Genomic DNA, 10848 nt, shown 5'->3' with positions numbered 1-10848 from the left:
ATCATTCTCGTATATCGTCTGTGTGCTTCCCCGATGACCTGAGTTAATCCATCCTTGGTTTCCTGAAGGGCAATCAAGCGGATGAGATTGGGATCAGGCAATAAGCCCATATTTCGACTTTATATTTCAGGGGGCATTCCGACATCAAGGTTCAGATAGGCTTCGAACTCCTGATCGCTGAAAAATGTCTGTTGCCGTCTATTCCCTGTTTGTGTAATGTGATGAGGGAAAGTCGGAGCCACTGCACTGATCCGTGCAATAGTATAAATTTAAACAAATGCTTTAATTTCTGCCAATAAATAAGGTGTCCCAGGAATTTTTCTATCAGGAACCATTATCACTTTGAATAGATTGGAGGGAGATTGTCATGACAGTGGGGTGGGCATATTTCAGAAAAGGCTGAGTATCATGCAAAAAAGCTCAAAAGTTTTTTGACGATAATCAGATCGAGGTAGGAGAGGTGACGGATGCCGGGAAGGAAGGAATTGATCTGGAATCAGCTTGGGAGAGAATCAAACAGTATGACATCGTTCATATTGGGAAGGGCAAGAAGGTACTGACATTTTCACCTGATGAAACAAATCGTGAGGAGATATTGAAATCAGCAATAGGCAGGTCAGGTAATCTTCGAGCACCAACCGTAGAAATCGATAAGATGCTAATGATTGGTTACAATGATGAGATGTATCATAGGGTTATGGATTAACGTATAAAAAGCGCCCGACCTGCATTTTTTTCCAGATCTTTATTGGTGGCAACAATCACACGCACGTCAATATTTTTAATCTCTGCCGACCGGGCTGAACTGAGTGCATTGATGGCAGGAACAAACCCTGATCCCAAGAGAGCCAGGGCACTGTCCGAAAATATCAGCAAGATCCAGAGTGAGCTGAGGGCCAAGGCAGAGCCGTACAACATTTCATGTCCCATGGGCGGACAGGGATACGGCCCGGGTGAGGGGTATTGTGGCGGCCGGCAACGCAATCACGCTGCCAGATGCTGGTAGACCCTGTATGTAAACGAAAAGGGCAGGCGGATCCTTTGATCCGCCTGCCCTTTAATTCCTTTAATATGAATACCGTCCAGATACGGAACGTATACCGAACACCTATGGAACCAAAACCCGTTCCAGACGCTCCACCATGAAATCCATCTCCTCGTCATTGATGACCAGGGGCGGAGAAATACGAATGGTGTGACCGTGGCTGTCATTCACAACAACTCCTTCCTTCATCAGTTTGCGGCAGAACTCCATGGCATTGTTGTCTTTAACTTCAATGCCGATGAAAAGACCCAACCCCCGCACCTCTTTGACATAGGGAGACCGTTTGCCGATATCTTCAATGCGTTTCTTTAAACGGGCACCCTTTTGTGCGGACTGTTCATCCAGTTTTTCTTCCTGAAATACCTTCAGGGCTGCGATGCCGGCCACACAGGCCAGGGGGTAGCCACCGAATGTGGAACCGTCAGACCCCTTGGAGAAAATCATATCCATAATTTCAGCGTTGGTCATGAAGACGGACAAGGGCACCAGTCCCCCGGAAAGGGCCTTGCCCAGAATTAAGCCGTCGGGCACAATGCCTTCGTGCTCAAAGCAAAACCGTTTGCCGGTACGACCCAATCCTACCTGGATTTCATCACAGACCAGGAACAGGTCTTTTTGATCAGCCAGGACCCTCAATCCTTTGAGAAAACCCCTGGGCGGGATAATCATACCGCCTTCACCCTGAAGGGGTTCCACAAGAATGCCGCAGGTGTTGGGGGTGACCGCTTTTTCAACCGCGTCCAGATCCCCAAAGGGCACAGAGACAAAGCCCGGTGTTAAAGGACCGAATCCTTCACGGTATTTTTTGTTGGAAGAAAAGGAGACCACAGAAAGGGTACGGCCATGGAAATTTCTGTCAAACACAATGATTTCCTGCTTGCCGTCGTCAATTCCTTTTTGTTTGAATCCATAGTAGCGCATGGCTTTTATTGATGTTTCAACCGATTCCACACCACCGTTTTTGGCCAGGACCTTGTTGCCGTGCGCACCGAATCTGGGGCCAAGCTGAGGGGCAAAGGAGGCACATTCGGAAAGAAATATGCCCAAAGGGTCAGTGAAAACCACGTTGGAGATAACCGATGCATAATTGCCGGTCAGCGCGTTGATCAGGGCATTGGTAATCGTGGGATGATGGTGCCCCGGGTTGGCAGCCGAGTAGGCGGCCAGGCAGTCCAGGTATTTGTTTCCCTTATCGTCGGTGAGCCAGCAGCCTTCGGCGCGTCTGATCACCAGATTTATCCTGGTATAGTGATGGGCGCCGAAGTTGTTTTCCAGCTTAAAGATGGAATTGTCTGATTCCGTGGAGAACCCCCTGTAATTATGTATTTTCCTCATACTTGTCATGGGAACTCACCTCCATTAACGGAAACCTATATGACTGAAACGGTAAACGTGTGAACTCCTTCAATATTTTTCCGGGGCTCAAATTTTAACACTTCTTGTGTTGTGCGATTTTTAAGAAGCTGACGGATTCTTATCTTAGGAACGCTCTGCTTGTCTGTGTCCACTTTTGTCATCCTAATGGTGATGTTGTTTTTGTTTTTACGAAGACCACCGATCACGACCCCGGACCAACTCGCGGTGACCGGCTCCTGGGGGACCCCGTTGACCGTAATCTGAGCCTGGTAACCATAGCTGAATACATCAAGCAGAGCTGATGAATACGGCTTTGAGACCAGGGGTGGGGGCGGTTTTACATTCCCGTCCATGGCACAGTCCTGTCGCAGATCTGACAGATAAAATCCTGTTTTCCGGCCATCATTCTGATACATTGGCTTGTCGCAATTCATGGTGGCGTCCACTTTCCATCCTGACTCCTTGACAAATTTAATGGCGCTGAAGGTCGCCATGGGGTTTCCGGAGGCGTCTTTTTTCCCTGAATCCCTGACATATACAAGACTTGCATTGTCCCCTTTTTCAAGCACCCCGGCAAATTCCATTTTGGATATATCCGGGCTGTATTTCGCAAAACCTTTTATAATTTCAGGCGTTAACGACCGTTGTGCCGAAGCTAATTTGTTTTTTAAGGTACACAGGCTGAAGGAAGACATTGTCTTTTGAAGTTCCGATTCATTTCCTGACCTGCTGGCCTGAAGATAGGCATTCCAGGACTTTTCTAAAGTGGGCTTTAAAGACTGGGCAAAAGCACAGTCAGCGGCCAGAATCCAAAGGCCTGTAAAAATTACCAGAAGAAGTGTGTTTATTCGTAACGCCATGTTTTAAATCCTCCATTTCCAAAGTTTTTTGTATCAAATTTTTTTTATCGCCAAACTCATCCGACCATCAATTTTAAGGATAGGCACCCCCTTTTGTCAACCAAAGCATAAAATATTCAACTATTACAACAGTCCCGGCAAAAAGGTAATAATCCAGGGGCACATCATAAGTAGAACAATACAAACCAGATAGGCCGGAAGAAAAAACATAACTCCATGAAATACTTCATTTAAGGTGCTGCCCTTGGCCATGCCCGCCACCACATAAGTAGTCGCACCCACAGGGGGTGTGACAGCGCCAAGGGTTGTAACCACGGTAATGAGAACGGCAAACCAGATGGGATCGCAGCCGATCTGAGAGGCCACTGGAAAAAAGATGGGGATGGTGATCAGCAAAAGGGCCAGGGCATCCATGATGGCACCGCCAATGGCGTACATACCGAAAATTACAGCCAGGATCACGGGATCGGGAACGTTCAGATCCGCCACCCACGAGGCCATGTTAAATGGAATGCGGGTAATCGTTAAAAATTTACCCAGGATCATGGCCCCTGTGATAAGCATGATGACCATGCAGGAGACACGCAAGGTATCCATGATAGCCTTTTTGAAATTTTCCCAGGAGAGTGTCCGCTGGACCAGGCTGATGACCAGGGCAAAAAAGGCCCCTGCCCCGCCGGCCTCTGACGGTGTGAAATATCCGGCGTACAACCCGGTCATGATCAGGAAAAACAGAATCATCATCTCAACGGCGCCGGAAAGAGACCGGATGCGTTCGCCAAAACCCGACTTTGGACCGGCCGGGCCCCATTCGGGATTCAGACGGCAGACCACATAGACCGTGAGCAGCATCAACAGGCACAAAAGAATGCCGGCCCCGATGCCGCCGTAAAAAAGCCGGGCAATGGACTGTTCCGTGGAAAGGCCGATGATGATAAGCACCACGGAGGGCGGGATCACAACCCCAAGGGTGGAGCCGCAGGCAATCGACCCGCACGAGAGCATGGGCTTATACCTGAAATTGGACATCTGGGGAAATGCCACCGTGGTCATGGTCGCCGCCGTGGCCGTGTTCGACCCGCAGATGGAGGCAAAGGCTGCGCAGGCCATGATGGTGGCCATGGCAAGGCCCCCCCGGATATGGCCTACCCATTTATACGCCGCATTATAAAGGCGCTCGTTGACCCCGGAATAAAAAGCGATCTGTCCCATGAACACAAACAAAGGGATCACGGTGAGTCCGTAATTGGAAAATACCGCCCAGAACTCCTGGCTGACCATGTTTACACCGGCATTAACGTTAAGAATATAGGAAAAGCCGCCAAAACCCACCAGGGCCATGGCAAAGCTTACGGGCATGCCGAACACGAACAGCAGCAACATCAGGCCGGCGATCCCGAGGATGCCCACCAGGGTCAGGCTCATTTGGAATCCTTTAGAATAAACAGTTTAACCAGATCAATAAACAGCATGGCAGCCAGCAGAAAGCAGCCGAATGCAACGACAAAAGCAAAGGGATAGTATACCATTCTAAGGGTTTCCGATACCTCTCCTGTTTCAAAAAGGGTCATGCCCCGTCGGCCCACAAACCACGCAGCCACAAGAAAAAAGAGGGTGCATAATCCGTTGTTCACGGCAAAAACGGCCTTTTTGACCCCCCGCGGAAACCGGCTTATCAAAATGTCCACATGGATATGCTCTCTTTTTTTCTGGGTAAAGCCCATGGCAAGGGCCGTGATCACGGCCCCTGCAAATCCCATGATTTCATAGGTGCCCCGGATGGGCACCCCGACCCTGCGCAGCACAATATTGCCCATGGTCAAAAGGATCATGAACACCAGAATGATCCCGGCAATGATCACGGCCCACCGGTTAAGCAAGTCGCTTATTTTTTCAATGGTTTCCATGGCTATATTGCTATTTTGCGGCGTGTTTTTCAATAAGCGTTTTAATATCTTTTACAATCCGGTCTCCGGGCAGACCTTTTTCTTCGGCTGTTTTAATCCAGCTCTCCGTAATGGGGGCAAGCCGCGCATTCCACTCGGCCTTTTTCTCAGCAGAGAGCGTAATCACTTCCACCTGGTGTTCTTTCTTTGACCAGGCAATGGAATCGCTGACATGCCGGTCCATGTATTCGCCGGTCCAGGCAGACTGCTCTTCGATCATGCCGTCCATGACCTGTTTCACATCGTCGGGCAGCTTGTCCCAGCTGCCTTTGTTCATGATTACGGCAAAGGGATAGATCGAGGTGTCGGTGATGGTGATGTATTTGCAGATTTCAGCAAATTTGAGATCCTTCATTACCTCCAAAGAGGAAAACAGTCCCTTGACCACACCTTTCTGCAGGGCTTCGGGGGTGTCGGACATGGGCATACCCACCTGGTTGGCGCCCCAGGCTTTGAGAATCTGGGCCGCACCGCCGGATGCACGCAGATCAAGGCCCTTGAGGTCGGAAAGTTCGGCCACCGGCGCTTTGGACATGATATTGGCAGGGGCTGTGACAAACATGGTCAACACCTTTACCTTGTCAAAAGCCTCGGGCTGGTATTTGTTATACAGGTCTAAAAGCACAAGGCTGCCGGTCTTGGCGTCGGGAATGTCCAGGGGCAGACTTGTGGCATTGGTCACGGTAAAGCGGCCGGGCTGATAAGCCATGCAGATACAGCCGATGTCGGCCTGACCGTTGATGACCCCGTCCATCATCTCTTTGGCACCCAAAAGCGTTCCGCCGGGAAAGGTGTTGATCTGTACGGCACCGTCGGTACGTTTTTCAATTTCGGTTTTCCATCTTTCCATCTGTACGCAGGGAAAGGTGGGGGCTGGGGGAAAATTGGCATAGTTCAGGCTGACTTTTTTGGCCTGGGCCGGTACAGGGCTTGTTCCGGAAACAAACGCAATTGCCGCCAGAACACAGAAAAAGAATGATGCTTTTTTCATTGTAACTCCTTTGTCTTTCCCCGCAGGGAGTAGTAAATTTATTCAGATGGGCGGTTATCAAACACCCGCTTGCTTTTTTTTTCAGTCCGGGGCAGGGTGCCGTAATCCACGATTTCAACCCGGGATCTGACCAGCAGTTTTTTACGGATACGGCCGGACACCTCATCCGCCAGGCCACTCTCTTCTCCTGTGGCGGCATCATTGGTGCGCTCCACCCGGATGGTCATATAATCCCTGCCGTCGGCATCCTGGTTTAGGTGAATCTGGTACTCGCTGCCCACCCCGTCAATACTGCTTAGAATATCATCAATCTGGCTGGGATAGATGTTTACCGCCCTGAAGATAAACATGTCATCTGTACGCCCGGAGATTCTGGCATGCCGGGGAAAGGGGTTGCCGCAGGCGCAGGCCCCCGGAATCAGCCGGGTGACATCATGGGTGCGGTAGCGAATTAAAGGCGTACCCTGTTTTTTCAGGGTGGTGACCACAAGCTCTCCTTCTTCCCCGACGGGTAGCGGCTTCAGGGTTACCGGGTCAATCACCTCAAAAATAAAATGGTCGGCCCAGTAATGGATACCTGCATGCTCTGTGCAGTCAAGGCCGGTACCGGGTCCGTAAAGCTCGGTCATGCCGTAGATGTCATGGATATGTTTGGCCCCGGTAATCTCCTGGATACGTTTGCGCATGGACGCGCTGTGGCGCTCGGCCCCTAAGATGATGGTTTTTAATTTGATTTTTTCCGTCAGTTTGCGCTTTTCAAGCTCTTCGGACAGAAGCAGGGCCATGGAAGCAGTGGCGCAAAAGACCGTGGATTCAAGATCCAAAAGCATGTCAATGTGCATGTCCACATTAGCCGGGCCTAGAGGCACAGCCATGGCGCCTAAACGCTCGCACCCGTTCTGAAAACCAACACCTGCAGTCCAAAGCCCATAGCCTACGGCAATCTGGACCCGGTCGAGTTTGGTGACACCGGCCAACTCATAACACCGGGCAAAAATATTGGCCCAGTTGTCCACATCCTCTTTTGTGTAGCACAAAATTTTTCTTTTACCCGTGGTTCCCGAAGATCCGTGGATTCGTACAATGTCGGACATCGGCACAGACCGCAAGGGAAAAGGATAGTCCTTAAGAAAATCATGCTTGTCCGTAAAAGGCAGGTGCTCAAGATCATCAAGACTTTTGACATCTTCGGGCCGGCAGCCTGCGGCTTCGAGCTTTTTTTTGTAATACGGGCTGTTGTTATAGGCGTGGGCCACGGTCCATTTCAGACCCTGTTGCTGAATATCGGCGATCTGTTCGCCGGTTATGTTTAAAGGGATAAAACTCATTAAGTTACCTTTTTTGATATAGTTGCATGCCTGCCCCAAGCAGGCTTAGTACAGTTGTCGCCACTGCTGGTTTTGCCTGGAATTTCTCCTTGATCATTCGCGCAAGAGTCTCCAAGTTGAACAGATGGGTGTCATCTTTGATGGCGCCCATGAAAAATCCCAGCATGGCTACGTTTTCGCTGCGTACATTGCCGGCCTCTTCAGCCAGGGCAGTGGCATTTCCACAAAACACCCTGTATCTGTCATCCTCAACAGGATCCGGGCTGTTCACCACGGCCAACCCGCCGGGTTTGAGAAAATAGGAATGGTGGGCAAAACTTTCGGCTTTCAGGGCAATCAGCGCATCGGCAGTGGCAGGCCGGATCAGCGGTCCTGAGAAATCACCGATTTTAAGATAGGAAATTACATTTCCACCCCTTTGGGCCATACCGTGGGTTTCCGAGGTGAGTACGGGAAGATTGTCGGCCATGGCAGCGCCGGCCAGCAGTTTTGTAATAAAAAGAACACCCTGCCCGCCCAGACCTGAAATGATAATCTGCTGATTATTTAACATGATATTTACTCCTGGTTTTCAAGAACAAGTGCACCCTTGGGGCAGACAAATGAACAAACCGCGCATCCGGTGCAAAGGCCGGGGTCAATGCAGATCTGTTCAGTCTCTTTGTCCATGTTTAGGGCCGGGCATTCAAACTGGCTTACGCAATATCCGCAGCCGTCACAGACATCCCTATTTACGATTACTCGTTTAAAGGATGCTTTGAGTTCAGCCCTGTCCAGATTAAGCAGGCACGGGTGTTCGGCAATCACCACGGCCGGACCGTTTTCTTTGCAATATGCTTTTGCCTCTTTGAGAATGTCGATAAATGCCGGCAGATCATATGGGTCTGCAGTTTTAATGAAATTTACCCCGCAGCCTTTGACAATGGCAGGGATATTTACGGCAATGCAGGGATCTCCTGATGCGTCCCGGCCCGAGGCCGGTGTTGGCTGGTGGCCGGTCATGGCCGTGGTCCGGTTGTCCAGGATCACCAGGACATAAGGGATTTTTTTGGTGACGGTTTCGATCAATCCGGGAATACCGGAATGGAAAAATGTGGAGTCCCCAATGGTGGAAAAAACAGGCGGTTGTTTCTCATTTTTGGCATAGGCAATGGTGAAACCGGCAGCCTGGCTGATACCTGCCCCCATACAGGTGACCGTGTCCACGGCCCCGAGATTGCAGCCCAGGGTGTAGCATCCGATGTCGCTGGTGAAGATCCCCTTGGGCGCGGCCTTTTTAATGGCAAAGAAGCTGGCACGGTGCGGGCAGCCTGCGCACAGGGTGGGACGCCGCCCGGGCAGCATGGTGATTTGCGCGGCCTGATAATCTACACCCACAAAGGCGCAGATCCGTTCTTCCACATTTTCCGGCAATAGTTCGCCAGCCGGAGAGATAAAGCCCGTATTTTTCCCCTTCACCCGATTTTTATCTGCTAGCTGCATTTCAATGACGCCCCAGGTCTCTTCCAGCACCAAAATTTCATCGTAGCCGTCCATCTCATGGATAAAATCCTTGTGAAGGGGGAAAGGCTGAACGACTTGGTAGACAGGAATGTCCAGGTTCCTTTCTTTAATAATGTCCCGGGCATTGGCCGCCGCCACACCAGCTACGACAATGGCCTGTCCACGACCTTTGGCCAAGCCGGACACCAGCCGGGGACAGGTGGGTTCGTAGTGTGCAATTTTGGCCAGTTTGGCCTCCAGTTCCTTGTGGAGCTGGAGCCTAAATTTTGGGGTTGCCGCCCATCTGCCCGGATTTTTTTCAAAGGCTGCCTGACGCAGCGTCATTTCAATTTTTTCCACGTCCATACTCTGGCGGGAATGGCACACCCGGGTCGTGGGACGCAGCATCACCGGAATCTCAAAGGCTTCGGACAAGTCAAAGGCGATGCCGGCAAGTTCGGCAGCCTGGACCGGGGAGTCCGGATCCAGCACCGGCAGCTTGGCCATAACCGCCATCAGGCGTGAATCCTGTTCGGTCTGGGATGAGTGGGGGCCGGGATCATCGGCACTGATGACCAGAAAGCCACCTTTCACGCCTAAGTATACGGAGCTCATCAATGGGTCGGCAGCCACGTTCAGTCCCACCTGTTTCATGGCAACCGCGGTTCTAAGCCCTGCCTGGGCACCTGCGTAAGCGGTTTCAAATGCCACTTTTTCATTCACGGCCCACTGGGCGTGAATATCAAGCTTCATCTCTTTTTTCAGGGAAACAACTGCGGACAGAATTTCCGAAGAAGGGGTGCCGGGGTATGCGCAGGCCATCTGGCAACCGTTTTTCAGCAGCCCATAGGCCAAAGCCTCGTTTCCCAGCATCAGTCGTTTTGTACTCATTTATTATATTTAACCTCAAATGGTTTCATTTTGTGTTTCTGCGCACAGCAACATGCCAAAAAATCAGATAAAAATCAATTTATTTATTGAAATTGTTGGGAATTAAACGCCTCTGCGCATGAGCCGTCAAAGCACAGGACAGGCTAAAAATTCCGCTTAAATGACATCGCTCTTTGTTCAGCATTTTATTTCCAGCTCAATATATTGATCCCAATACAATTTATTTTATTTTTAAGAGTTCTATAAACTATTTATCCATGTCATTATTTCATTATAAGTAGGTGGACAAATATAATTCCTGTATAATCTTGCTTTGCAACAAATCATTGTTTTTTTAAATTTGCATAGCAAGGATATCAGATGAGACGTACGGGTAGAAAATTTATTTCTCCAATTGAGCCGTTGGCATTAAAATGGCTGTCACTTATTGAATTTTCGGATGAAGAGTCAAACCGTACTAAACTCAGGGCTCAAGCAATCCGATTGAGCAACTCTGGGTATAGTATCAGTCATATTTCACAAATATGTTTGACCACTCAGGAAACAGTTTCGAAGTGGATTGATGGATGGGAAAAATATCAATTTGACTCTTTAATTGATAAACCACGTTCTGGAAGAACGCCGCTGATCCATAGTGAGAGGCATGATGAAGTTATTGATATTGTGAAGAAAAATCCAAGACAACTTAAAAGTGCCATTACTGAAATACAGGAAAAATTTGGTAAAAAAGTCAGCGTAAAAACCCTGAAACGGATTATAAAAAAAAATTGCGTTGGTGTCGAGGACGGAAATCTCTCAAAAGCAAACGCAATGAGAACGAGTTCAGGGAAGCGCAAAAGGAAATTGAAATCTTGAAAGATGAAGATCAGGCAAATATCATTGACTTGTATTATTTTGATGAATCTGGCTTTACCGGCGGTATTGTAACCGCCTGCTTTGATGCGTTTTC

At 49.5% G+C, this 10848-nt stretch carries 10 protein-coding genes and 1 pseudogene; 3 read left to right on the top strand and 8 right to left on the bottom strand.

Features of this window, described 5'->3' with window-relative positions:
- Window positions 1–418: 418 nt before the first annotated feature.
- Window positions 419–706: pseudogene (locus tag B3D59_RS02860) on the top strand (ArsC family (seleno)protein); the annotation flags it as partial.
- A 45-nt stretch (window positions 707–751) separates the two neighbouring features.
- On the top strand, window positions 752–1006 hold the full coding sequence (locus B3D59_RS02855) for a hypothetical protein (RefSeq protein ID WP_286817594.1): 255 nt from the start codon (window positions 752–754) through the stop codon (window positions 1004–1006).
- A 102-nt stretch (window positions 1007–1108) separates the two neighbouring features.
- On the opposite strand, the gene B3D59_RS02850 is transcribed toward B3D59_RS02855, so the two are convergent.
- The 8 genes from B3D59_RS02850 to B3D59_RS02815 all read right to left on the bottom strand — a co-directional run bounded on the left by B3D59_RS02850 (window position 1109) and on the right by B3D59_RS02815 (window position 9899).
- Window positions 1109–2389: an aspartate aminotransferase family protein gene (locus B3D59_RS02850; protein ID WP_286817593.1), complete on the bottom strand. Its 1281-nt coding sequence runs from the start codon at window positions 2387–2389 to the stop codon at window positions 1109–1111.
- A 26-nt stretch (window positions 2390–2415) separates the two neighbouring features.
- The gene (locus B3D59_RS02845; protein WP_286817592.1) at window positions 2416–3261 is read right to left on the bottom strand and encodes a hypothetical protein; all 846 of its coding nucleotides are present in this window, start codon (window positions 3259–3261) and stop codon (window positions 2416–2418) included.
- Window positions 3262–3384: 123 nt separating this feature from the next.
- Window positions 3385–4686 (bottom strand): TRAP transporter large permease, encoded by a 1302-nt coding sequence (locus B3D59_RS02840; protein ID WP_286817591.1) that lies wholly within the window; start codon window positions 4684–4686, stop codon window positions 3385–3387.
- A complete protein-coding gene (locus B3D59_RS02835) occupies window positions 4683–5168 on the bottom strand; it encodes a TRAP transporter small permease (RefSeq protein ID WP_277002690.1) in 486 nt (161 codons plus the stop codon). The genes B3D59_RS02840 and B3D59_RS02835 overlap by 4 nt, the downstream gene beginning before the upstream one ends.
- A 10-nt stretch (window positions 5169–5178) precedes the next feature.
- The gene (locus B3D59_RS02830) at window positions 5179–6198 is read right to left on the bottom strand and encodes a TRAP transporter substrate-binding protein (RefSeq protein ID WP_286817589.1); all 1020 of its coding nucleotides are present in this window, start codon (window positions 6196–6198) and stop codon (window positions 5179–5181) included.
- 38 nt (window positions 6199–6236) lie between these two features.
- Complete coding sequence (locus tag B3D59_RS02825) at window positions 6237–7526, bottom strand: phenylacetate--CoA ligase family protein (RefSeq protein WP_286817587.1); 1290 nt, start codon at window positions 7524–7526, stop codon at window positions 6237–6239.
- A gap of 4 nt (window positions 7527–7530) precedes the next feature.
- Window positions 7531–8079: a 2-oxoacid:acceptor oxidoreductase family protein gene (locus B3D59_RS02820; RefSeq protein WP_286817585.1), complete on the bottom strand. Its 549-nt coding sequence runs from the start codon at window positions 8077–8079 to the stop codon at window positions 7531–7533.
- 5 nt (window positions 8080–8084) lie between these two features.
- On the bottom strand, window positions 8085–9899 hold the full coding sequence (locus B3D59_RS02815) for a thiamine pyrophosphate-dependent enzyme (protein WP_286817584.1): 1815 nt from the start codon (window positions 9897–9899) through the stop codon (window positions 8085–8087).
- Window positions 9900–10259: 360 nt separating this feature from the next.
- Here B3D59_RS02815 and B3D59_RS02810 point away from each other — a divergent pair, with 360 nt between their 5' ends.
- Window positions 10260–10754 (top strand): helix-turn-helix domain-containing protein, encoded by a 495-nt coding sequence (locus tag B3D59_RS02810; protein ID WP_286817583.1) that lies wholly within the window; start codon window positions 10260–10262, stop codon window positions 10752–10754.
- The last annotated feature ends 94 nt before the right edge of the window (window positions 10755–10848 follow it).

The organism is Desulfobacter sp. UBA2225, from assembly GCF_002348205.1.
Lineage (GTDB): Bacteria > Desulfobacterota > Desulfobacteria > Desulfobacterales > Desulfobacteraceae > Desulfobacter > Desulfobacter postgatei.
The sequence above is the reverse complement of the archived record's forward strand: the minus strand, read 5'-3'. Positions and strand labels throughout refer to the sequence as shown.

Excerpts from the sequence above, each read along its gene's own strand:
- B3D59_RS02815 (WP_286817584.1), bottom strand. The coding sequence starts at position 9,899 with ATGAGTACAAAACGACTGATGCTGGGAAACGAGGCTTTGGCCTATGGG.
- B3D59_RS02830 (WP_286817589.1), bottom strand. The coding sequence starts at position 6,198 with ATGAAAAAAGCATCATTCTTTTTCTGTGTTCTGGCGGCAATTGCGTTT.
- B3D59_RS02820 (WP_286817585.1), bottom strand. The coding sequence starts at position 8,079 with ATGTTAAATAATCAGCAGATTATCATTTCAGGTCTGGGCGGGCAGGGT.
- B3D59_RS02835 (WP_277002690.1), bottom strand. The coding sequence starts at position 5,168 with ATGGAAACCATTGAAAAAATAAGCGACTTGCTTAACCGGTGGGCCGTG.
- B3D59_RS02850 (WP_286817593.1), bottom strand. The coding sequence starts at position 2,389 with ATGACAAGTATGAGGAAAATACATAATTACAGGGGGTTCTCCACGGAA.
- B3D59_RS02825 (WP_286817587.1), bottom strand. The coding sequence starts at position 7,526 with ATGAGTTTTATCCCTTTAAACATAACCGGCGAACAGATCGCCGATATT.
- B3D59_RS02840 (WP_286817591.1), bottom strand. The coding sequence starts at position 4,686 with ATGAGCCTGACCCTGGTGGGCATCCTCGGGATCGCCGGCCTGATGTTG.
- B3D59_RS02845 (WP_286817592.1), bottom strand. The coding sequence starts at position 3,261 with ATGGCGTTACGAATAAACACACTTCTTCTGGTAATTTTTACAGGCCTT.
- B3D59_RS02810 (WP_286817583.1), top strand. The coding sequence starts at position 10,260 with ATGAGACGTACGGGTAGAAAATTTATTTCTCCAATTGAGCCGTTGGCA.